Source organism: Burkholderia sp. 22PA0099 (genome assembly GCF_047497165.1).
Classification (GTDB): Bacteria; Pseudomonadota; Gammaproteobacteria; order Burkholderiales; family Burkholderiaceae; genus Burkholderia.
The window spans coordinates 3,464,272-3,486,249 of record NZ_CP163164.1; the positions used below are offsets into that span (position 1 = coordinate 3,464,272).

General features: G+C 65.5%; 17 protein-coding genes, 1 tRNA gene and 1 pseudogene. 7 read left to right on the plus strand and 12 right to left on the minus strand.

Translation table 11 applies throughout. The annotated features are described in order from the left end of the window. Nucleotides 1–23: 23 nt before the first annotated feature. The 3 genes from AB4851_RS15100 to tssB all read right to left on the minus strand — a co-directional run bounded on the left by AB4851_RS15100 (nucleotide 24) and on the right by tssB (nucleotide 2,658). Nucleotides 24–527, minus strand: a complete 504-nt coding sequence (locus AB4851_RS15100) for an Hcp family type VI secretion system effector (RefSeq protein WP_414447893.1) — start codon at nucleotides 525–527, stop codon at nucleotides 24–26. A 105-nt stretch (nucleotides 528–632) separates the two neighbouring features. Continuing rightward, on the minus strand, nucleotides 633–2,129 hold the full coding sequence (gene tssC / locus AB4851_RS15105) for a type VI secretion system contractile sheath large subunit (protein ID WP_414447894.1): 1,497 nt from the start codon (nucleotides 2,127–2,129) through the stop codon (nucleotides 633–635). Between the two features lie 7 nt (nucleotides 2,130–2,136). Next, on the minus strand, nucleotides 2,137–2,658 hold the full coding sequence (tssB, locus tag AB4851_RS15110; RefSeq protein ID WP_414441628.1) for a type VI secretion system contractile sheath small subunit: 522 nt from the start codon (nucleotides 2,656–2,658) through the stop codon (nucleotides 2,137–2,139). Nucleotides 2,659–2,985: 327 nt separating this feature from the next. On the opposite strand from tssB, the gene AB4851_RS15115 reads away from it, so the two are divergent. The 5 genes and pseudogenes from AB4851_RS15115 to AB4851_RS15135 all read left to right on the plus strand — a co-directional run bounded on the left by AB4851_RS15115 (nucleotide 2,986) and on the right by AB4851_RS15135 (nucleotide 7,026). Then, nucleotides 2,986–3,981 carry a hypothetical protein gene (locus AB4851_RS15115; RefSeq protein ID WP_414447895.1) on the plus strand — a complete coding sequence of 332 codons (996 nt, stop codon included), beginning with the start codon at nucleotides 2,986–2,988 and terminating at the stop codon, nucleotides 3,979–3,981. Next, nucleotides 3,978–4,898 (plus strand): DUF3365 domain-containing protein, encoded by a 921-nt coding sequence (locus AB4851_RS15120; RefSeq protein ID WP_414447896.1) that lies wholly within the window; start codon nucleotides 3,978–3,980, stop codon nucleotides 4,896–4,898. The genes AB4851_RS15115 and AB4851_RS15120 overlap by 4 nt, the downstream gene beginning before the upstream one ends. Beyond that, nucleotides 4,895–6,310 carry a serine/threonine-protein kinase gene (locus AB4851_RS15125; RefSeq protein ID WP_414447897.1) on the plus strand — a complete coding sequence of 472 codons (1,416 nt, stop codon included), beginning with the start codon at nucleotides 4,895–4,897 and terminating at the stop codon, nucleotides 6,308–6,310. Before AB4851_RS15120 ends, AB4851_RS15125 begins: the two co-directional genes overlap by 4 nt. A 124-nt stretch (nucleotides 6,311–6,434) precedes the next feature. Next, a pseudogene (locus AB4851_RS15130) lies at nucleotides 6,435–6,711 on the plus strand (type II toxin-antitoxin system RelE/ParE family toxin). An 18-nt stretch (nucleotides 6,712–6,729) separates the two neighbouring features. Further along, a complete protein-coding gene (locus AB4851_RS15135) occupies nucleotides 6,730–7,026 on the plus strand; it encodes a HigA family addiction module antitoxin (RefSeq protein WP_414447898.1) in 297 nt (98 codons plus the stop codon). Between the two features lie 166 nt (nucleotides 7,027–7,192). On the opposite strand, the gene AB4851_RS15140 is transcribed toward AB4851_RS15135, so the two are convergent. From AB4851_RS15140 to AB4851_RS15175, 8 genes are all read right to left on the minus strand, one after another. Continuing rightward, a tRNA-Sec gene (locus AB4851_RS15140) sits at nucleotides 7,193–7,288 on the minus strand. Between the two features lie 43 nt (nucleotides 7,289–7,331). Continuing rightward, nucleotides 7,332–9,242: a selenocysteine-specific translation elongation factor gene (gene selB / locus AB4851_RS15145; RefSeq protein ID WP_414447899.1), complete on the minus strand. Its 1,911-nt coding sequence runs from the start codon at nucleotides 9,240–9,242 to the stop codon at nucleotides 7,332–7,334. After that, on the minus strand, nucleotides 9,239–10,675 hold the full coding sequence (gene selA / locus AB4851_RS15150; RefSeq protein WP_414447900.1) for an L-seryl-tRNA(Sec) selenium transferase: 1,437 nt from the start codon (nucleotides 10,673–10,675) through the stop codon (nucleotides 9,239–9,241). Before selA ends, selB begins: the two co-directional genes overlap by 4 nt. Nucleotides 10,676–10,689: 14 nt before the next feature. Then, nucleotides 10,690–11,625, minus strand: a complete 936-nt coding sequence (gene fdhE / locus AB4851_RS15155) for a formate dehydrogenase accessory protein FdhE (protein WP_414447901.1) — start codon at nucleotides 11,623–11,625, stop codon at nucleotides 10,690–10,692. 636 nt (nucleotides 11,626–12,261) lie between these two features. Then, the gene (locus AB4851_RS15160; RefSeq protein ID WP_414447902.1) at nucleotides 12,262–12,906 is read right to left on the minus strand and encodes a formate dehydrogenase subunit gamma; all 645 of its coding nucleotides are present in this window, start codon (nucleotides 12,904–12,906) and stop codon (nucleotides 12,262–12,264) included. Then, on the minus strand, nucleotides 12,903–13,817 hold the full coding sequence (gene fdxH / locus AB4851_RS15165; RefSeq protein WP_414447903.1) for a formate dehydrogenase subunit beta: 915 nt from the start codon (nucleotides 13,815–13,817) through the stop codon (nucleotides 12,903–12,905). Before fdxH ends, AB4851_RS15160 begins: the two co-directional genes overlap by 4 nt. Nucleotides 13,818–13,829: 12 nt before the next feature. After that, nucleotides 13,830–16,901 (minus strand): formate dehydrogenase-N subunit alpha, encoded by a 3,072-nt coding sequence (gene fdnG, locus AB4851_RS15170; protein WP_414447904.1) that lies wholly within the window; start codon nucleotides 16,899–16,901, stop codon nucleotides 13,830–13,832. Between the two features lie 447 nt (nucleotides 16,902–17,348). Further along, nucleotides 17,349–18,374 carry a succinylglutamate desuccinylase/aspartoacylase family protein gene (locus AB4851_RS15175; protein WP_414447905.1) on the minus strand — a complete coding sequence of 342 codons (1,026 nt, stop codon included), beginning with the start codon at nucleotides 18,372–18,374 and terminating at the stop codon, nucleotides 17,349–17,351. A gap of 299 nt (nucleotides 18,375–18,673) precedes the next feature. Between AB4851_RS15175 and AB4851_RS15180 the strand changes: the two genes are divergently transcribed. Next, a complete protein-coding gene (locus tag AB4851_RS15180; RefSeq protein WP_414441971.1) occupies nucleotides 18,674–19,606 on the plus strand; it encodes a YihY/virulence factor BrkB family protein in 933 nt (310 codons plus the stop codon). A 400-nt stretch (nucleotides 19,607–20,006) separates the two neighbouring features. Continuing rightward, on the plus strand, nucleotides 20,007–21,158 hold the full coding sequence (locus AB4851_RS15185) for a porin (protein WP_414447906.1): 1,152 nt from the start codon (nucleotides 20,007–20,009) through the stop codon (nucleotides 21,156–21,158). Nucleotides 21,159–21,429: 271 nt separating this feature from the next. Here the strand turns inward: AB4851_RS15185 and AB4851_RS15190 are convergent, their stop codons facing one another. Further along, complete coding sequence (locus tag AB4851_RS15190) at nucleotides 21,430–21,876, minus strand: HU family DNA-binding protein (RefSeq protein WP_414441614.1); 447 nt, start codon at nucleotides 21,874–21,876, stop codon at nucleotides 21,430–21,432. Between the last annotated feature and the right edge of the window lie 102 nt (nucleotides 21,877–21,978).

Here is a 21,978-nt window from a genome sequence, read left to right on the forward strand (position 1 = left end):
CGGCGCGGATGCGGCTTGGCGGCTTACTGCTTGGCGACCTGCTGGATGTCGTACGTGAAATCCTTGGTGCCGCCGCTGGCCTTGCCTTCGTCGTCCTGCGGCTGGAACGAATACTTGAACTTGCCGAAGTGCAGCGTGATGTTCTCGGTCAGCCGTTCGTCCGAGCCGGTGCCGCCGGTGGACACCGACGTGATCAGCACGCCTTCGCTCAGTTCGAGCGTCAGGAAGTCGGTCTGCTGGCCGGTGGCGTTGGTCACGTACAGGAACGCGTTGTCGAGGCGCGCGCCGGTGCAGCAGGCGTTGAGGATCGCGTTCGAGCAACTGTCGATGTACTTGGTGATGGTGATGTCCTGGATGTTGGCCTTGCCGCCCGACGCGTAGCCCGCGCCGGTGTGCAGGTTGCCGGTATTGCTGACGCCCCACGACCACGCGATGATCGGCACCTGGTTCTTGTGCTTCGAGTGGTTGGATGCGCCCTGGATCGTGACCGAACCAGAGCCGAATTTCAGGTGCATGTCGAATGCCATAGTTGCCTCTGTGCGTTGCTGATGAGATTGCTCGCCGGTTCGACGAACGAGGGGACCGGCGCGTCGCCGCGCCGGCCGGAATGCCGGTTAGACCGCTTGAACCATTCAGGCCGCGCGCCCGGACGGCAGCCGCGACACGAGACGCAGCGACACGGTCAGGCCTTCGAGCTGGTAATGCGGCTTCAGGAAAAACTTCGAGGTGTAGTAGCCGGGGTTGTCTTCCACTTCCTCCACCACCACTTGCGCGGCCGCCAGCGGCTTGCGCGCCTTGGTTTCCTCGCTGGAATTCACCGGGTCGCCGTCCACATAGTTCATGACCCAGTTCGACAGCCAGTTCTCCATCTGCTCGCGCGTGCTGAACGAGCCGATCTTGTCGCGCACGATGCACTTGAGGTAGTGCGCGAAGCGGCAGCACGCGAACATGTACGGCAGCCGCGCCGACAGGTTCGAGTTCGCGGTGGCGGCCGGGTCGTCGTATTCCTCGGGCTTCGCCACCGACTGCGCGCCGATGAACGCCGCCACGTCCGAGTTCTTGCGATGCACGAGCGGCATCAGGCCCATCTTGTCGAGTTCCGCCGAGCGGCGGTCGGTGATGGCGATCTCGGTCGGGCATTTCATGTCCACGCCGCCGTCGTCGCTCGGGAACGTGTGCACCGGCAGGTTTTCCACCGCGCCGCCCGATTCCACGCCGCGAATGCGGGTGCACCAGCCGTACAGCTTGAACGAGCGATTGATGTTGACCGCCATCGAATACGCCGCGTTCTGCCAGGTGTACTTGGCCGAATCCGCGCCTTCGGTGTCTTCCTCGAAATCGAATTCCTCGACCGGGTCGGTCTTCGCGCCGTACGGCAGGCGCGCCAGCGTGCGCGGCATGGTCAGCGCCAGGTAGCGCGCGTCGTCCATCTCGCGCAGCGAGCGCCAGCCGGCGTAATCGGGCGTGGTGAAGATCATCGACAGATCGCGCGGGTTCGCCAGCTCGTTCCAGTTCTCCATGCCGAGCAGCGACGAATCGGCGGCCGAGATGAACGGTGCGTGCGAGGCGGCCGCGATCTGCGAGATGCCGCGCAACAGTTCGATATCCTGAGGACTGTGGTCGAAGTAATAATCGCCGATCAGGCAGCCGTAAGGCTCGCCGCCGAGCTGGCCGTATTCTTCCTCGTACACGCGCTTGAACACCGGGCTTTGATCCCAGGCCACGCCCTTGAAGCGCTTGAGGTTCTTGCCGAGTTCCTTCTTCGACACGTTCATCACGCGGATCTTCAGCATCGGATCCGTTTCGGAATTCGTCACGAGGTGATGCAGGCCGCGCCACGCGCCTTCCAGCTTCTGGAAATCGGCGTGATGCATGATGCGGTTCAATTGTTCGCTGAGCTTGCGATCGATTTCGGCGACGTAGGCGTTGATGGTTTGCGTCACGTCGTCGGACACGATGTTCGCGTCCTGCAGCACCTGCTCGGCGAGCGTGCGCACCGCGGCTTCCACTTCCTCTTTCGCGCGCTCGTTCTTCGGCCGGAATTCCTTGTTCAGCAGGGCCGCGAAATCGCTTGCGCCGCTCGTTTCGAGCTGCGCGCCGGCCGGGGCGAGTTGTTGCTGGCTGTCCATGTCGCCATCACTCCTGTTCGGGTTCGGTGCCGGCGGGCTTCGGCGCCGCGCTCAGCGATTGCAGCAGCGCCGGGTCCTTGAGCGCGCGCTCGATCAGCTTTTCCGCGCCGGCCTTGCCGTCGAGATAGGTGCCGAGGTTCGCCAGTTGGGTGCGCGCCTCCAGCAGCTTGGCGAGCGCTTCCACCTTGCGCGCCACGGCGGCCGGCGAAAAGTCGTCCATGCTCTCGAACGCGATGTCCACTTCCAGGTTGCCCTGGCCCGTCAGCGTGTTCGCCACGTTGAAATTGACGCGCGGCTTCATCGACTGCATGCGGCTGTCGAAATTGTCGACGTCGATCTCCAGCGCCTTGCGCTCCTCGATCGGCGGCAGATCGCCGGCATTGGCGCCGGACAGATCCGACATCACGCCCATCACGAACGGGATCTGGACTTTCTTCTGCGCGCCGTACAGCTCGACGTCGTACTCGATCTGTACGCGCGGCGCCCGATTGCGGGCAATGAATTTCTGACTGCTCTGCCTCGTTGCCATGCGCTGGTTCCTTTCAGGTGCTTGGGTTTCAGGGATTCGACGCGGCCAGCCGGCACGCCCCGATCGCGGTGGACTTGCGTCGTGCCGCGACCGTCGTCCACGTTCACAGAACAACGCAGGCTCGCCGTCTATTCCACTTTTTTTCACTCGGCCGAACCGGCGTGGCCTGCGTGCCGGGTTGCGTGAATCAGAACACCCGGGAAGCGCCGGATATTCCGTGGCGGGGTGCAACGCACGCTTCGCACGCCGATGGAATAAACCGGCGCGGCCGGCTGTTCAGTCAGTACCCGCGCGTCAACCGGGCGCGGATTCACTGCATCGCACGTCATGAAACTTTCAGGAACCTTCGAACGGATGGCAGGCAATACGGCGCTGCGGCTCGCGCCGCTGGTGTTGCTCGCTATCGCGCCGCTCGCGCGGGCCGACTGGACGCTGGTGCGCGCCGAGCCGTCGGGCGCCCCCGTCACGACGATCCACGCGGCCAGCCTGTATACGGCGCAGGCCGGCCAGCGCTTCGCGCAGGACGACATCGTCGAGACGCCGCCCGACAGCGCGATCCAGCTTCAGGATGGGAACGGCAACCTGCTCGCGTTCGGCCCCGGCACGCGTGCGATGCTGACGCGCGATGCGCACGTCGCGCTGCTGCGCGGCTGGCTCAAGCTGGTGCGGGCGTGCACGGGGAATGGCGCGGGCTGCGCCGCGCCGGTGGTCGAGACGGCCGACACGCGCATCGTGCCGGCCAACGACACCGCGCTCGTGATCGCCTCCGCGCCCGGAAGCGGCGGCGTGGACGCCGTGTTCTGCGAACGCGGCGCGGCGCAGGTTGTCGCGCTGGGCGCACCGCATGGCAAATCGTCAGTCATCCATATCGATGCGCAAGGCGCCGCCTACGCCAGCCATCCGCGCCAGGGGGCGACGCTGCCGCTGTCGCGCGGCCCCGACCCGGCCTTCGTGGCCGCGATGCCGGTGGGCTTCCGCGACGCGCTGCGCCCGCTGCCGATGCCGGCCGCCACCCACGGCACGCCCGCGCGCGGCCTGCGCCCGGTGGCTTATGCCGATGTGGCCGACTGGCTCGACAGCGCGCTCGCCGTACGCACCGATCCGGCCACGCGGTTCGCGGCGCGCTTCCGTTCGCGGCTGTCGGACCCGGCGTTTCGCGCCGAGGTGAAGCAGCACGTCGATGCGCTGCCCGACTGGCGCGTGCTGGTGTTTCCACCGCCGCGCCCGCTTCTCAAGCCGGCCGTCAAGCCGAACGTCAAGCCCGTCGTCGAGCCGATTTTCAAGCCGATCTCCGTCTACCCCTCGCTCTCCGGCCACCCATGAAGCTGTCACTCGCCATCAAGTTCAACCTCGTGTTCGTCGCGATCTTCGCGATCGGCCTAACCGCGGCCGGCATCGTCGCCGACCGCGTGCTGCAACAGCAGGCGCTCGACGAAACGCGCCACGACGCCAACGTGCTGATGAGCGCGGCCGAAGCGATGCAGAACTACACGGCGCAGCACATCACGCCGCTGCTGTCGACGCAGATCCAGTATTCCTTCGTGCCCGAATCGGTGCCGGCGTTCTCGGCGATCGAGATGCTCAACACGCTGCAAGGCACGTTTCCCAACTTCTCGTACCGCTCGACCATGGTCAACCCGACCAACCCGCGCGACCGGCCCAGCGATTGGGAGGCCGAAGTGATTGCGCATCTGCACGACCAGCCGGCCTTGCAGGAAGTGACCGGGCAGCGCCGCACGCCCGGCGGCGAACATCTGCTGTTCCTCGCGCGGCCGAGCCGCATCACCGATTCGAGCTGCATGCAGTGCCACAGCACGCCCGCCGCCGCGCCGCGCACCATGCTGGACAAGTACGGCCCCGCCAACGGCTTCGGCTGGAAGATGAACGACGTGATCGGCGCGGAGTTCGTGTCGGTGCCGATGTCCGAATCGATCGCACGCGGCCGTGCGCTGTGGCGCAGCTTCATGGCGGCGTTGAGCGTGGTGTTCGCGGTGGTGCTGATCGTGCTGAACGTGATGGTGCATCTGCTCGTCACGCGGCGCTTGCAGGCGCTGTCGCGCGCGGCCGACGAGGTGAGCCTCGGCCAGCTCGGCGAGGTCGCGTTGCCCACCCGTGGCAGCGACGAGATCGCCTCGCTGGCCGTCTCGTTCGGCCGCATGCGCACCAGCCTCGTGACCGCGTTCGAGATCCTCGACGAAACCGGCGCGGGCGACACCGCCCCGCCCGGCTCGCGGCCATGATCGCGCGCACCGAGGCGCTGCCGCTGCGGATCGGCCGCTACCAGGTCGAGCGCGTGCTCGGCCGGGGCGCGATGGGCACCGTCTATCTCGCCACCGATCCGCATATCCAGCGGCAGGTCGCGCTGAAGACGATCCGCACCGAGTTGCTGCACGACACCAGCGGCGCGGCCGCCGAGGCCGAGCTGCCGGCGCGCTTCATCAACGAGGCGCGCGCGGCCGGGCGGCTCGTGCATCCGCATATCGTCGGCGTGTTCGACTACGGCGAGGCCGACGGCGTGGCGTTCATGTCGCTCGAATACGTGCGCGGCGAGACGCTCGCCGCCCGGCTCGCGCAGCATGCCGCCAGCGGCACCGTGATGCCGCTGCCGCGCGTGCTGGTGTGGTTCAGCCAGTTGCTCGACGCGCTCGCCTATGCGCACGAGGCCGGCGTGGTCCATCGCGACATCAAGCCCGCCAACCTGCTGATCGCGCCGCGCGGCGAATGCAAGATCACCGATTTCGGCATCGCCCAGCTCGATACCGGCCGGCTGACGCAGGCCGGCATGATGATCGGGACGCCGAACTACATGTCGCCCGAGCAATATGCCGGGGCCGAGGTCGATGCGCGCAGCGACCTGTTTTCCGCCGGCGTGGTGCTCTACGAAATGCTGACGGGGCGTTGTCCGTTTTCGGGTTCGTCGGCGGCGGCCATGCATCAGGTGCTGACCGCGATGCCGCCCGCGCCGTCGTCATGCGTGCCGGGCTTGCCGGCCGTGCTCGATGCGATGGTGCTGAAGGCGCTCGCGAAGGCGCCGGCGGAGCGTCATGCGTCGGCGCACGGCTGGCGCGTCGAACTGCTGGCGATGCTCGATACGCTGGCCGCGCCGCGCGATCCCGATCAGACCGTGGTGGCCGTGCCGCTTGCGCGGCAGGCGCTGGCGCCGCCCGACCTCGCGAGCGCGCCTGCGCACGTGCCCGATTGGCCGGCGGAATTTTTGTCGCGGATCGAGCGGCAACTCGCGAGCCACGTCGGCCCGGTGGCGTCGCGGCTGGTGCGGCGCGCGGCGGCGCATGCCACCGATTCGCACGGGCTGGCCGCCGAACTGGCGCGGCATCTGCCCGACGATGCGGCGCGGCATGCGTTCGCTGCGCTGTTGGCGCGCGATGCGACGGCGTCGGGGATTACGTCCGTGCGCGCGGCGCGGCGCGATGGCGGCGGGTTGGGTACGACGGTGGCGGCGGTGGCGGCTGTCGATCCGGCGTTGGTGGAACGCACCGCGCGGCGGCTCGCGACACATATCGGGCCGATCGCGCGCATCGTGGCGCAACGCGCGGCGGTGGGGGCGGATACGGCGGTATTTCGGGCAAGGATTGGGGAGGCGTTGCCGGAGGCGGTGGATCGGCGGGGGTTTTGGGAGGGGATGGGGGAATGAATGGAGCGGCGGAAGGCAGCCGGAGTCGAACCGGTCCGAGAAACGCAGAAAACACCGCCAAGGGTGGCTGCAGTCTGATTAATATCGTTTGACGACACTACCGCCACGCGACAGCATTCACCTCATGATCTCGAGCTTCAAATGCCCCGACACCGCGGAGATGTTCGCTGGCAAGCGCGTTGCGCGATTCGCCAACATCGAGACGGTTGCCATGCGCAAGCTTGCGATGCTCCAGCGTGCGGCGAACGTGAATGACTTGCGCATCCCGCCGAACTACCGGCTCGAAGCACTCAAAGGTAACCAAGGGTCAGTTCAGCATTCGCATCAATGACCAGTGGCGCGTGTGCTTCAAGTTCGAAAACGGCACCGCGTCCGACGTCGAGATCGTCGATTACCACTGATTGACTGGAGAAAACACCATGCCACGCGAAGTCAAATATCCGACTCCGGGCGAGATCCTTCAGGAGGAATTCCTGACCCCGATGGGGATCACCGCCTACCGGCTCGCCAAGGACATCGGCGTCACACAGATCCGCATCGGTGAAATCATCGCCGGCAAGCGCGCCGTGACTGTCGATACCGGCCTGCGCCTGTCCCGCTACTTCGGAACGAGCGATGAATTCTGGACGGGCCTGCAACTCGACCACGACACCGCGACAACCAAAGATCGCCTGGCGGAAGAACTCGAGAAGATTCCGCACTACGAACCGGCCTGACAAGTCCGCTTGTCGAGTGCCTTCGTGTGTGTGGCGACGCGCAAACAAAGGGGTTGATCGAGGAATACCGGCAAACGCGGTGCGGAGTCGAAAACCGACGCGCTGATCTCTTTTGCGGAACACGAATGGGGAGAAATTCCGAAACGGGAAACCCCGCAAAGCCTTATGGCGGAAGGCAGCTGGAGTCGAACCAACCCAGGAACGTTTGACGTCCCCAACCAGATTTGAAGTCTGGCCGCACCACCGGATACGAATGCCTTCCGCGAACTTGAAGCTGAAACCTGAAGCAGCACTTACCACCGCAATCAACCCGACTCCACCTCCGAACCTTCGGCACGCAGCAAATGCCGGTCACGGTGAAAGCGAGTATACCCAACGCGATCGAAGAACTCGAGAATCTGGATCGCGCGCTTGCGGCCCAGCCCCGTGCCATCGCGAAACGTAGCGGCATCCACACCGCCCGTGCACCCCGTCGCCATCCCGGTCACAAGCTGCGCCAACTCCGCCACCACCGTCTTGTCGTAGAACAGGTCACGCACCACCTGATGCACGTCACCGCGCCGCGCCAGCTTGCGCAGCAGCACGCGCACGGCGTCTTCCTGCGCGCCGGTCGCGGCGGCCAGATCACGCACCCACGGCGGATCGAAGCGGCCCGCCGCGATCAGCGGCAGCAGGCGCTGCGCGAGCGTCTCGTCGGCCGGATCGAGGCTCGCGGTATGCATGGGCAGGCGCACCCAGCGCCCCTCGCGCACGAGGCTGCCCTCGCCCGCCATCGTCTCGATCAACGCGCGCCACAGGGCGGCGTCGGCCAGCGGCAACGCCATCCGGCGCAAGCGATCGAGATCGGGGCCGGGCTCGTCGGGCGAGCGCTCGTGGAATGCCGCCAGCACCTCGATCACGCGCGCGCGGAACGCCGCGCGGCGGCGCGGTGCGATCGCGCGCGGGCCATCGGTGCCCGGCACCACCACGGCGTTTTCCGGCAGCGGCAAGCGCTCGGCCGGCAAGCCGGTCAGGTGCACCAGCGTGGCGATCGGCAGGCCGAGCGGCGCCTCGTCGAGCAGCGCATCGATGCGCCCTTCGTCGAGCCACGCGGCAATCGCGCCGAGCCACGCCAGCCGCGCCGGCGCACGCCGCTTGTGCGTGGGGCCGAACGGATCGAGCACGCGGCCGCCGCCCACGGTGCGCGTCGCCTGGGCGTTGCGCACGATGAAGCGGTCGCCCGGCATCGCGAACACCGGCACGTCGAACACGAGCTGCACGCGCCCGCGCTGGCCGGCCGCCAACGTGTCGATGTCGATCGGCGCGACGTGCGCCACATGGTGCTGCGTGCCCAGATGCACATGCAGCGGCGACCAGTGCGCGAGCGTCAGATCGGCATCGGCCAGCAGGCTCAGTTCGACGTCGATACGCGGTGAAGTGGCGGCGAGCCGCGCGTCGGCGATCACGTCGCCGCGCGACAGCGCCGCCTTGTCGATGCCGGCCAGATTCAGCGCGCAGCGCTCGCCGGCATGGCCGATTTCGGCAGGCCGGTTCTGCGCATGCAGGCCGCGCACGCGCACCGGCTCGCCGGTGCGCGCAACGTTGAGCGTCTCGCCCACGCCAACCCGCCCGGCGAACGCGGTGCCGGTCACGACGGTGCCCTGCCCGGCCAGCGTGAACACGCGATCGACGGCGAGCCGGAACAACCCGTCGTCGCGCCGCGCGCGCCACTGCGCGGCCAGCTCGCGCAACGCCGCGCCGAGCGCCGCGACGCCCGGGTCGCCGGGCTGCGTCGCGCAGGTTTCGACGATCGGCGCACCGGCCAGCGCCGTGGCATCGAGCCACGCGCGAATCTCGTCCGATACCTGCGCGCGGCGCGCGGCATCCACGCGATCGCATTTGGTCAATGCAACGATGCCGTGCGTGACACCGAGCAATTCGAGGATCGCCAGATGCTCGCGCGTTTGCGGCATCACGCCGTCGTCGGCGGCGATGACCAGCAGCGCGACATCGATCCCGCACGCGCCGGCCGCCATCGTATGCACGAGCCGCTCGTGGCCCGGCACGTCGATCATGCCGAGCACCTCGCCGTTGTCGAGCGGCGTGTACGCATAACCGAGTTCGATCGAGATGCCGCGCGCCTTCTCTTCCTTGAGGCGATCGGTGTCGACGCCCGTCAGCGCACGCACCAGCGTGGTCTTGCCATGATCGATATGGCCGGCGGTCCCGACGATCATGAGTGAGCATCTCCGGCCGCGAGTTGCGCCGCGAAGGCCGGCTCGTCGCCGGCTTCGAGGCAGCGCAGGTCGAGCCGCAGGGCGTCGTCGGCAATACGGCCGACGACAGGCCGCGGCAGCGCCCGCAACCGTGCTTCGAGCTGACCGAGCGCGCGCCCGGCGCGCTTGCCCGAGGCGAGCCGCATCACGAGCCCGTAGCTCGGCAGCACGTCCACCGGCAGCGCCCCGCTGCCGATCTGGCTGAACATCGGCTCGGCGCTGACGACGAAGGCCTCGCCCACCGCCCGCTGCATGGCCGGCAGCATGCGCTGCGCGGTGTCGGCGATCTCGGCCTGCGCACGCGTGAGCAGGCGCAGCGTGGTCAGCCGGTCGCGCAGGAATTCGGGCGCACGGTAAAGCCGCAGCACCGGTTCGAGCGCCGCGAGCGTCAGCTTGCCGACGCGCAACGCGCGCTTGAGCGGATGCTTCTTGATTTTCGCGACAAGCTCGCGCGATCCGACGATCAAGCCCGCCTGCGGGCCGCCGAGCAATTTGTCGCCGCTGAACGTGACGAGATCCGCGCCGGCCGCGATCGTGTCACGCACGGTGGGCTCGTGCGGCAGCCCCCATTGCGCGAGATCGACGAGCGTGCCGCTGCCGAGATCGACCGCCACCGGCACGCCACGTTCTCGGCCGATCGGCGCGAGTTCGTCGATCGTCACTTCGCGCGTGAAGCCGGTGATCGCGTAGTTGCTGCAGTGAACCTTCATCAGCAGCGCGGTGCGCGGGCCGATCGCCTCGGCGTAGTCGCGCGCGTGGGTGCGATTGGTGGTGCCGACCTCGCGCAGCCGCGCGCCGGCGCGACTCATGATGTCGGGAATCCGGAACGCGCCGCCGATCTCCACCAGCTCGCCGCGCGACACCACCACCTCCTTGCGCACGGCGAGCGCGGACAAGGTGAGCAGCACGGCCGCCGCGTTGTTGTTGACGACGGTGGCCGCCTCGGCGCCCGTCAGCTCGCAGATCAGCGCGTCGATCAGGTCGTCGCGATCGCCGCGGCGGCCCGTTTCCAGATCGAATTCGAGATTCATCGGCCGCGTCAGCGCGGCCACCACGGCCTGCACGGCCTCGTCGGGCAGCAGCGCGCGGCCGAGGTTGGTGTGCAGGACCGTGCCGGTCAGGTTGAAGACAGCCCGCATCGCGCTCGCGTCGGCGGCCGCGAGCCGGGCGCGCACGTCGGCGGCCATGCCGGCCTCGTCGGGCGTGCCGGCACTTGCCGGATCACGCCGCACCGTCTCGCGCCATGCGTCCAGCGAGGCGCGCACGGCAGCCAGCACACGAGTGCGGCCATGCGTCTCGACGAGCGGCAACACGGCCGACGACGACAGCACGCGATCGACGGACGGCGCGCGCGCGAGCCGCGCGTTCAGGTCGTTGACGCCGGTATCGCTCAAGGGCGCCTCTCCGTTCACGCGTCGGACGACGGCAGTTCGGGCCACAGCAGCGGATTCGGCGAGCTGCGCCGGTAGCCGGCCTCGTTCATCAGCAGATCGAGCGTGAGGCTGGCGAGATCGTCGGCCAGCGGCTCGAACGCGAAATCCTTGTCCTGATAGCCGATCTTCCGATAGGTATGGCATTCGTCGCAGGATTCGGCCTTGATCGCCTCGCTGCCGCCTTCGATGCCGTGATACGCGATGCCCTTGGTTGAATCGCAGTGCGAACATTTGGTGCGCACCATGTGCCATTCGCTCGTGCACAGCGAGCATTGCAGGAAGCGATAGCCCTGATACTTGCCGCCGATGCGGATCACGCTCGCGACCGGATGCGAGCCGCACACGGGGCACAGGCCGGGTTGATCGAGATACGGCACGTCGGCGGGCTGCACGCGCGAGGCGAGATCGGTCCAGACCACCTGCAGCGCGGCCGCGATGAACGGCGCGGAGGCCGGCTCCACTTCGGCCACGCGCAGCGCGACGATCGCATCGGCCTGCGCGTCGAGCTGCTCGGCGGTTTTCAGGCGCAGCGTGTCGATCAGCTTGGCGAGCGGCGGCGTGACCAGGCCGCCCTGTTCGACGCTGTCGAGCAGGCGTTGCAGCACGTCGCGCCAGCGTGGATCGCGTGTGCCCGTCATGGCGGGCAGGATCGGCATCGAATGGGTTTGCGCGTGACGGATCGCGTCGGCATCGGGCAACGGTGCGTCGAGCGTGCCGAGCACCGCATGCTGCGCGTCGGCCAGCGTCGCCATCAGGCGCAGATAGCCCGAGATCGGATTGAGGTCGGCCAGCTTGCGCAGGCGCGCGGCGCGCTCGGCAAATGCGCTCGCGCGCTCGGGCAGACGAAAGCGGGGAATCGCCGAATGATCGAGGGCCGTGATGTCATTCGGGTCGAGTATGCGTTGTGTCACGAGAATCACCTGAAACTGTCTGGCCGGCGCCGCGATTTGCGCGCCGGAATCGGCTGCCGCAACCGGCCTGCGCGGGACGCGGCAGCCGCTGCGAAAGGGTTGACCGATCGGAAATGCACGCCGGCCCGCGAGCCGGCTTGGCGGCGGAGGCTGATGCATCATCGCCGTGAAGAATACAGCTTCCTGCAAGCATTCGCCAATGCGAGGCCAGGAATCGCCCGAATAGGCGAACACAGCTCGCGCGCCGCGTTAGACCGGAGGAAAACATCGCGACGGATGGCCTTGGCAGGACACGACCGCGCGAGGAAAGCACATGGGAAGCGAATCGCACAACAAAATATCGCGCCAAATCATCGATGGCGATTCAGCGCGACTCTTTTCACATTTCACGCATTGCAACCGCCTTGAACGGCAACGCAGTGAATGAAAACCGAGGACGCCAAACTAGCATGCAGGCGCAAATGACGCCGAAAACAGCCGATGAAATTTGATCCATTGCAAGGCGGAAACCGAACACGATCCGGCCGGCACTGGCATCCCGAACGTCACGATCGTCGGCCGTGATCGACCGCAATGAAAAAGGCCATCCCGAGGGATGGCCTTCGCGTGCCGGCCTCAATGCACCGGAACGCCGCGCTAACGCGTGCGCCTCGATTCCTTGACGGTCTGGCGGAACCATTTCGGATGATGCTTTCTCGCCCAGCCAAGCGTGGTGGTGCCGCGCACCATCGCGCCGATCGAGCCCTTCACCCACAGCGCTGCATAGATGTGGGTAATGATGCTGGCGATCAGCACGAAGGCCGCCGCCGCATGCGCCACCGCCGCGAGACGGATCACCTCGATCGGGAAATAGATCGAGAAATACCGCCGCCAGATCACCACACCCGACAGCAGCAACACCAGCAGGCAGCACACCAGCGTGAAGAACAGCAGTTTCTGCCCGGCGTTGTAGCGCCCGACCGGCGGCAGGTTCTCCTCGCGGTTGTTCAGCACGTCGCCGATCTGCATCATCCACCGACGGTCGTCGGCGTCGATCAGGTTGTGGTGCCAGTAGCGCACCACCATGATCGCGAACGACACGAACATCACGACACCGGCGAACGGATGCAGAATGCGCGTCCACTGGCCGCCGCCGAACAGCGCGGTCAGCCAGAACATCGACGGATGAAACAGCGCCAGCCCCGACAGCGCGAGCAGCACGAACGTGATGGCGGTGATCCAGTGGTTCGAGCGCTCGTTCGCCGAGTAGCGGACGATCAGGTTCGGGTCGTCGTGGCTCATTTCACGTCCTCCTTGATCCGGCGTGCTTCGTCCCGGGCAGCAGCCTCCTCACCCTCTGTCACCTCGTTCGGACCGACCCGCGTGTAGTGGAAGAACCCGGCCAGCGCGGTCAGCGCAATCCCGGCCAGCGCGAGCGGCTTGGCGATGCCCTTCCAGAGCTTCACGAATGGGCTGATCGACGGATTCTCGGGCAGGCCGTGGTACAGCGTCGGCTTGTCCGCGTGGTGCAGCACGTACATCACGTGCGTGCCGCCCACGCCCTGCGGGTCGTACAGCCCCGCGTTGGCGAACCCGCGATCCTTGAGGTCGACGATCCGGTCGGCCGCCTGCTGCTTCATGTCCTCCTTGGTGCCGAACATGATCGCCCCGGTCGGGCAGGTCTTCACGCAGGCCGGCTCCTGGCCCACCGCCACGCGATCGGAGCACAGCGTGCACTTGTACGCGCGGTGGTCGGTCTTGGAGATCCGCGGGATGTTGAACGGGCAACCGGTCACGCAATAGCCGCAACCGATGCAGTTCTCCTCGTGAAAATCGACGATCCCGTTGTTGTACTGCACGATCGCGCCCGGTGACGGGCAGGCCTTCAGACAGCCCGGATCCTCGCAATGCATGCAGCCGTCCTTGCGGATCAGCCACTCGAGGTCGCCGGCCGGGTTCTCGTATTCCGAGAACCGCATGACTGTCCATGAATGCTCGGTCAGGTCGGCCGGATTGTCGTAGACGCCGACGTTCTCGCCGATCTCGTCGCGCAGGTCGTTCCACTCCATGCAGGCCGTCTGGCACGCCTTGCAGCCGATGCACTTCGATACGTCGATCAGCTTGGCGACGGTGCCCGTGACGGGATCCCGCGCCGTGGGCGGCGGCGTGGTGGTGGCGGACAGCCGCCTGATGTCCAGCGATTGCAATGCCATCTCGTTTCCCCTTTATGCCTTTTCGACATTCACCAGGAATGACTTGAATTCCGGTGTCTGCGAGTTGCCGTCGCCCACGGACGGAGTCAGGGTATTGGCGAGATAGCCGGGCTTGGCCAGCCCCTTGAAGCCCCAGTGCAGCGGAATGCCGACCGTCTGCACCTTGTGCCCGTCGACCATCAGCGGTTTGATCCGCTTGGTCACGACCGCCACCGCGATGATGTAGCCGCGATTCGACGACACCTTGACCCTGTCGCCATGCACCACGCCCACCTCCTTGGCGAGATCTTCCGAAATCTCGACGAACTGCTGCGGCTGCACGATCGAATTCAGCCGTGCGTGTTTCGTCCAGTAATGGAAGTGCTCGGTCAGGCGGTAGGTGGTGGCCGTGTGCGGGAACTTGTCGGGCTTGCCGAGCGCGGCCCGGTCGTCCGGGAACACGCGGGCGGCCGGGTTGTTCAGCGCACGCGGGTTGCCGGGATGGAACGGGTTCGCGGCCAATGGCGTTTCGAACGGCTCGTAGTGCTCGGGGAACGGACCTTCGTTCATGCCGTCGCGGGCGAAGAAGCGCGCCACGCCTTCCGGATTCATGATGAACGGCCCCATGCCGTTTTCAGGTGGTTCGTCCACCTTGAAATCGGGCACATCGGCGCCGCCCCAGGCGCGGCCGTTCCAGCCGACCAGCTTGCGGGTCGGATCGAACGGCTTGCCGGCCGGGTCGCACGAGGCGCGGTTGTACAGAATGCGCCGGTTCGCCGGCCACGCCCAGGCCCAGCCGAGCGTCTGGCCGATGCCGGTCGGATCCGAATTGTCGCGCCGCCCCATCTGGTTGCCGGCCGCCGTCCACGCGCCGCAGAAGATCCAGCAGCCGCTCGCGGTCGAGCCGTCGTCCTTCAGTTGCGCGAAGCCGGCCAGTTGCTCGCCGCGCTTGACGAGCACCTTGGTCGGATCCTTGGCGTCCGTCAGATCGACCAGCGCACGGCCGTTGAACTCCATCGCCAGTTCTTCCGGCGTGGGGCTTTCCGGGTTTGCGTACGGCCAGGTCAGGTTCACGATCGGATCGGGGAACTTGCCGCCGTCCTTCTTGTAGGCCTCGCGCATGCGCAGGAACAGGCCCGACATGATCTCGAGGTCGCTGCGCGCCTCGCCCGGGCCGTCCGCGCCCTGCCAGTGCCATTGCAGCACGCGGGCGGAATTGACGAGCGAGCCGCGTTCCTCGGCGAAGCAGGTGGTCGGCAGCCGGAACACTTCCGTCTTCACGGCGGCCGGGTCGACGACGTTGAAATCGTCGTGCGGCTTCCAGAATTCGGAGGTTTCGGTGGCGAGCGGGTCCATCACCACGAGCCATTTGAGCTTGCCGAGCGCCATCGCCGTCTTCGCCTTCGACGGTGCCGCCGCCAGCGGGTTGAAGCCCTGGCAGATATAGCCGTTCATCTCGCCGTGCGCCATCAGCTCGATGGTTTGCAGCAGATCGTACGGTTTGTCGAGCTTCGGCAGGTAGTCGTAGCCGAAGTTGTTCTCGGCGGTAGCCGCATCGCCCCACCACGACTTCATGAAGCTGACGAAGAACGCGCGGTAGTTCTTCCAGTAGCTGAGCTGGTTCGGCCGCAGCGGCTGCGAGGCGCGCTTCGCGATGTAGCCCTCGTAATCCTGCTCGGCCTGCGACGGCAAAGTCATGTAGCCCGGCAGCAGGTTCGACATCAGGCCGAGGTCGGTCAGCCCCTGGATGTTCGAGTGCCCGCGCAGCGCGTTCACGCCGCCGCCGGGTATGCCGACGTTGCCGAGCAGCAGTTGCACCATCGCGCCGGCGCGGATCATCTGTGCGCCGACCGAATGGTGCGTCCAGCCGAGCGCGTAGAGGATCGTGCCGGCGCGGCCCGGCACCGCCGTGGTGGCCAGCATCTCGCACACCTTGAGGAACTTGTCCTTCGGCGTGCCGCAGATGCGCTCGACCATCTCGGGCGTGTAGCGCGAATAATGCTGCTTGAGCAGGTTGTAGACGCAGCGCGGGTGCGCAAGCGTTGGATCGACCTTCGCGAAGCCATCGTCGCCACGCTCGTAATCCCACGTCGATTTATCGGGATAGGTGTGCGTGTCGGGGCTGTAGCCCGAGTAGATTCCGTCGTTGAACGCGAAATCCTCACGGACGATGAACGGGAAATCCGTGTAATTCTTGACGTACTCGTGCTGGATCTTGTCGTTCGTCAGCAGGTAGTTGATCACCCCGCCGAGGAATGCGATGTCCGTGCCGGTACGAATCGGCGCGTAGTAATCCGCCACCGATGCCGTGCGCGTGAAGCGCGGATCCACGACCACGAGCCGCGCCTTGCGGTGCGCCTTCGCTTCCGTGACCCATTTGAACCCGCAAGGATGGGCTTCGGCTGCATTGCCGCCCATGACCAGGATGATGTCTGCGTTCTTGATGTCGACCCAATGGTTCGTCATCGCGCCGCGGCCAAACGTCGGGGCAAGACCTGCCACCGTCGGGCCGTGTCAGACACGTGCCTGGTTGTCGAATGCGAGCATCCCCATGCTGCGGATGGTTTTGTGCGTCAGATAGCCGACTTCGTTGCTGCCGGCCGAGGCGGCCAGCATGCCGGTGGTCAGCCACCGGTTGACCTTCTTGCCATCGGCCGAGGTTTCGACGAAATTCGCGTCGCGATCTTCCTTCATCAGCTTCGCGATGCGGTCGAGCGCCGCGTCCCACGAGATCGGTTCCCACTTGTCGGAACCGGGGGCGCGGTATTCGGGCTGCGTGAGCCGGCTCGGGCTGTGGATGAAGTCGATCAGGCTCGCGCCCTTCGGGCACAGCGTGCCGCGATTGACCGGGTGGTCGGGATCGCCTTCGATGTGGATGATGCTCGATTTGGCGTTCTTGGCGCCGTCTCCGAGCGAGTACATGAGAATGCCGCAACCGACCGAACAATACGGGCAGGTGTTGCGGGTTTCGACGCTGCGCGCCAGCTTGTATTGGCGAACTTCCGCGAGAGCGGCGTCGGGCGAGAATCCCAGCAGGGCGAGACTCGATCCGGCGAGCGTAGACGCGGTCACCTTCAAGAACTGGCGCCGGGACATGTGGAGCATGGTGGTCTCGGCGAGGAGGTATTGAGGAACGTAATTCGTATGACGACGGAATTGCACGACGATTTTACGCCGTCCATTCCACGGTCGCATGTCGAAAAAATCAACATTGCGCCATTTTGTTTATAGGAAATGGCGTTGCAGATGGAAAGTCGGATCGACACGAATTCATGACCCCGGAAATCGGCCTGCATGCGCACCGCCGCCTTCAAACCCTTGTCGACAAAGGATTTCAGCGAATTTCATCCACTTCGCTGTATTTGTAAATACATAACGCACCACTCTGATTTAACGATTCTCCACATCGTTTGACATTCAATTCGCGACGAATGCGATTGATTTCACTCGGTCTCGTTGTATATATAACAACATAACGAGCCATTAAGGCGGCCAAAAACAAACAGGCCGGCGACAATGCGCCGGCCTGCCGATTCGAAACGCCCCACGGCCTCACTGCGCGTCGCGCGGCTCCGCAATCTGGAACAGGCAATCACCGCGCTGGGTTTGCGCGGGCACGCGGCGACACACCACCTCGCCGTTCGCCTCGAAGACATGCACGACCGGCTCGCGCATCGGCGTGTCGGGGAAATGGATGCGCGCGGCGGGCTGCCCTTCGCGCACCACATCGCCAAGCTCGACGAGCGGCTCGTAGACACCCTGCTCGTAGGCGAACACGAAATGACTCGGGCCGCTCGTGCTCATGAAGCGCGTGACGGCGGGCGGGCCGTCCGGCACCAGCGGGCCATGCACCGCGCCGATGAAGCCGAGGAAGTTGAGCAACCCCTGCCAGCCCTGGCGCAGCAACGTCGCATCGGTCATGCCGGCGCCGCCCAGTTCGGTCAGGATCGAGATCGCGCCCTGACGGCGCGCGGCGGCCGATGCATAGGTGGGATTCGGCGCGGTGAGGTACGCGCGCGGCATGCCGAACGCGCTCAACACCGCCTTCACGTGCCGCGCCTCGTCGGCGTCGCGCGGTTCGAGCGCGATCAGGTTGCCGCCGTGATACAGCAGCGAGCTGCCGCCCGAATGCAGATCGACGAGGTAATCGGCACGCGCCAGCAACGTGTGCTCGATATAGTCGGCAATGATTTGCGTGGGTGTGCCGGCGGGATCGCCGGGGAAGGTGCGGTTCAGGTTGCCGCCGTCGAGCGGCGACGTGCGCAACCCGGCCTCGGCGGCCGGGTAATTGGCCATCGGCAGCACGATGATCTGGCCGCGCACCTGCTCGGCCTCCAACTCGCGAATCAGTCGCGAGGTGAGGATCTGCCCTTCGTATTCGTCGCCGTGATTGCCCGACATCACCAGCACCACCGGCCCCTCGCCGTTGCGAATCGACGCGACCGGCACCGGCAGCCAGCCGTATGCGGAACGATGCACCGAATGCGGCAGGCGTAGATAACCTGCATGCTTGCCATCGGCGTCGAGGTCGATTTCACAGCGAATCGGGTTCGGATGTCGGGGGGATACGTCTGTCATGATCGGTAGGATCGGTTGGCATGCGGGAAATCAATCCCGCAGCTTACCGGCATTCGCACGGTTTCGGGGCGCGAGCCGCCGCGCCCTACCGCACCGAGCGCGGGCACGGCGTTTGCGCGCCAAATGGGCGACCGGCTGCCTTGTACCGGCCGCCCGTGTTTCGCCCGTGCTCCGCCTCGATGGCCTTTGCTCATGACGCGGCCGGTTTCGCCCCCGATCGAATAAACTTTTCGGGACAGAATGCGTCCGATCGCAAAACAACTTTTCAGGCGCGCTCGCCGCGCCCCGCGCTCAAGCCCATGAAGCCCCTGCTCTCGCAACCACCGCAAAAGCTCGTCAAGACCAACGTGAACTGGGCGCTCGACGCGTTCAAACGCTTCTCGAACGACCACTGCACGACGATGGCCGCGAGCATCGCGTTCTATTCCGCGTTTTCACTGGCGCCGATGCTGGTAATGGTGATCGCCGTGGCCGGCTGGTTCTTCGGCGCGGACGCCGCACGCGGCGAAGTGTTCAACCAGGTTCACAGCCTGATCGGCAACGAGGCGGCCGCCGGCGTGCAGACCATCGTCGAGAACGCGCATCGGCGCGACAGCAACGGCGGGGTCGCCGCCGCGATTTCGTTCGCCATGCTGGCGATCGGCGCATCGGCCACGTTTTCGTCGCTGAATACGGCACTCGGCATCGTCTGGCCGACCAGCGAAAAGCGCTGGTCGTCGATGTTCGGGTTGGTGCGGGTGCGGCTGATCTCGTTCGGCCTGGTGCTGGGCGTGGCCTTCCTGCTGATCGTGTCGCTGTTGCTCGATACGGCGATCACGATCGTCGGCAAATGGCTGTGGGGCACGACGCGTTTCGTCGTGATCGGCAACGTGATCCAGTTCACGGTCGGCATCGCGATTCTTGCCTGCGCGTTCGCCGCACTGTTGAAATTCCTGCCCGACGCACATGTCACACGGCGCGATGCGCTGACCGGCGGCGTCGTGTCGGCCGTGCTGTTTTCGGCGGGCAAAAAGCTGTTCGCGATTTATCTCGCGCATGCGGGTACCGCCAGTGCGTTCGGCGCGGCCGGCTCGCTCGCGGTATTGCTGATGTGGTTGTATTTCTCGGCGGCGGTGCTGCTGCTCGGCGCCGAATTCGCGGCGGCCCGCGGCGACGCCGAACACGCGCGCGCCGAGGCGCGATTGGCGCAATCGAACCCGCCATCTCCCCCGCAACCGCCCATCTCGTCCTGATTCGGTGACGGGTGAATCGCCCCGGATTCGCCCCACTCGAACCTCTCGGGGTTTTCCCTTAATCAATCGACGCATTCGCCGCCGTATCGGCAGGATGCGCTCGCGACAAGGCACCGAAACATCGCGCGCAAACGTTTGGCATCGTGCTTTTTCGCCTCGAAACCGCCACCTTACGCCCCGCCAACACTACGATCCCCAATTCTCACAACAATCTCAACGAGTCAATTCGCCTTTATTCCCGCAATTGCAATAATTTCGCAATTGCTTGATACCAAAGGACTTTTTACCGTTGTGACGTTTTGGAGACACTTTATTTTTTTGGGTTTCTTGCGCGATACGCACTGCGCTATTCTCCATTTCGCAACAAATAACGAATCACTTTGCGTGGAGAAAACTACCTATGAAAAAACTCGCTCTGTCTACCCTCTCGTTGGCACTCCTCGGCGCTGCCGGCGCAGCCCATGCTCAATCGAGCGTGACGCTGTACGGCGTGATCGACACGGCAATCCTGTATTCGCACGGCAATAACGGTACGGGCAACAACGGCTGGCAGATGAACAGCGGCAACATTCAGGGCAGCCGCTGGGGCCTGAAGGGCGCGGAAGATCTGGGCGGTGGCCTGAAGGCAGTGTTCCAGTTGGAAAACGGCTTTAACTCCAACAACGGCACGCTGGGCCAAAACGGCAGGATGTTCGGCCGTCAGGCATTCGTCGGCCTGCAAAGCGACCAGTTCGGCACCGTGACGCTGGGCCGCCAATACGACCCGCTGGTCGACATGGTCCAGGCCGTGACGGCAGACAACTACTTCGGCAGCGTGTTCGCAACGCCGGGCGACGTCGACAACAACGACAACAGCCTGCGCGTGAACAACGCCATCAAGTACACGTCGCCGGTGTACGCCGGCCTGCAATTCGAAGGCTTCTACGCCCTGGGCGGCGTGGCAGGCTCGAACGGTTCGGGTCAAACGTGGTCGGCAGCCGTGGCCTACAACAATGGCCCGATCGGCATCGCCGGCGGCTACTACCAGGCTTCGAACCTGTACGGCACGGCACGTGGCGCAAACTGGGGCGGTTCGTCGGACGCGATCTTCGACGGCCCGATCAACAGCGGCTACACGAACGCGAAGTCGATCGGTATCGGCCAGGTTGCAGGCCAATACGCATTCGGCCCGTTCACGGTCGGCCTCGGCTACTCCAACGCACAATACAAGCGTGACAGCTTCTCGTCGTTCGCATCGACCGAGAAGTTCAACACGGGCCGCGCATTCGCCACGTACCAGGCAACGCCGGCTATCCTGCTGGGCCTCGGCTACTCGTACACGAAGGCAAGCGGCGACACGGAAGCCAAGTACCACCAAGCTTCGCTGGGCGCGGACTACTCGCTGTCGAAGCGCACCGACATCTACCTGGTCGGCGCGTACCAACACGCAAGCGGCACGCAACGTCTGGCCAACGGTACGACGCAAACGGCACAAGCTTCGATCGGTTCGTACGGCCTGGCCGGCACGAGCTCGCAAGAGATCGTCGCCCTGGGTCTGCGCCACAAGTTCTAAGCCATACCCGCTTCACGGCAATACGGCGGCGCCTTCGGGTGCCGTGCGTTGCCGGAACGATCAAACCAGCCCGAAGCTTTGCCGACGGCTGGTTTTTTTACGCCCGCGCGTTTTGCGCCGCCGCTCTCGCTCGTCCACCGCCTTCGCTCGCGCCGCGCGCGCATAAAAAAATCCCCGCGCGCTTGCCGCACGCGGGGATCTTTTTGGGCTGCGTCGATGGCACCGTGTAGCTGGGCCTCTCGGCAATTCCCCGTCCTGCTCGACGCTTCGCTTACGCTGCGGCGTCCTTCAGCTTCTTCAGCGCACGTGCCTTGACGCGCACGCTTGCCGGCTTGGCCGGGAACCAGCGCTCTTCACCCGTGAACGGGTCCTTGCCGAAGCGCTTCTTCTTCGCTGCGACTGCCGTTGCCGAGATCTTCAGCAGGCCCGGCAGCGTGAATTCGCCCAGACCCTTCTTGTGGATCGAGCCGAGAATCACGTTTTCGAGCTGGGCCAGCACGGCCTTGACCGTCTTCAGCTCGACTTCAGCCTTTTCGGCGAGGTGCGTAGCCAGCGAAGCCTTGGTGAAGCTGTCCTTGATCGGCGTCGGAGCGGCAGGCGCCTTCGCGACTGCCTTCTTCGCCACTACTTTCTTAGCCGGCGCGGCTGCCTTCTTTGCCGTCACTTTCTTCGCCGGTGCGGCAGCCTTGGTAGCCACCTTTTTTGCGGAAGTCGCCATTTTTCTCCTACCTGGTGTGGTCGTTGGATACGAAGCACGCAATGTGCATGCTCCAAGGCCGGATTCTACAAGCGGCGTGACGCTTCGTGCAGCACTTTTATG